Source organism: Paraprevotella xylaniphila YIT 11841 (assembly GCF_000205165.1).
GTDB classification, from domain to species: domain Bacteria; phylum Bacteroidota; class Bacteroidia; order Bacteroidales; family Bacteroidaceae; genus Paraprevotella; species Paraprevotella xylaniphila.
This window is the reverse complement of the sequence record NZ_GL883860.1, coordinates 1-898: the sequence shown is the minus strand read 5'-3', so window position 1 is coordinate 898 and position 898 is coordinate 1. Positions and strand designations below refer to the sequence as shown.

General features: G+C 48.4%; 1 pseudogene. It reads left to right on the top strand.

The annotated features are described in order from the left end of the window. Positions 1 to 898: pseudogene (locus HMPREF9442_RS08925) on the top strand (hypothetical protein); the annotation flags it as partial.

Below are 898 nucleotides of genomic sequence, written 5' to 3'. Positions count from 1 at the left end.
GGAAAAAACGCAGTTCGAGTTCCTGCCGGAAAAGATTCAGACACTCTGCGGAAGCGTGCACCAAACCAATTCGCTCTTGGAGGAAACAAACTACGGTGAACCTGTGTACATACCCGCCATAGCTAACACGGCAGCAATTTATACCACGGCACAAGACTATAGTAAAAAAGGGGGGATAGACCCCGCCCTCGCCAAAGTCCTGACCCTACAAGACCTCTATGGTCCGCTCATTAAAAAGATGAAAAAGGAAGTGAACGTGTCCGCCTCGTTCATACAAGACCGAGACATCGTGGATGTTTCACAAACCACACAAAACGGAAAGTTCTACATGCCTTCGGCTGTCGTCAACGACAACTACGTCTTATTCCTAAGCGCTTCGGACAGTACAAAAAACGAAAAATATAAAAGAAGAATAAAAAGGAAAGGATTCATGGACGAACAAGCCTGCCCCGAGTTCTACGTCAAACTCGACCCGTTCTTCCCGGTATTTCCCAAGCCATACAGTTACTATCAGGATGCTACCTTCGAGGAAAAATTTGCCTTGCAGGATTCCGCAAGCCGGGAAAGCTTCACCGAACGGAAACTGAATACTGTCACCGTAAGGAGCAAACGGGGAGGATTGAGAAGATTAGACCACAGCAAGCCGGCCTTGGTCGTGGATGCTTACGAAGCCTTCAACCTTGCAGCCGACTACGGGCTGAACTGCGGCATGCACGACTGGAGGACATTCTCGAGGCAAGTGGCCACGGCATTTTTCGGAGACATGGGCATGGACAGGCATTTCTATCTGCAAGAACAATACGATGGAAAGATATTAGATTTTATGCCTGAACAAAAGAGGGAGTCCGAAGCGGGCATGTCCATGTCTAACGCACAAATGAAAAAGTACCACCGCCTC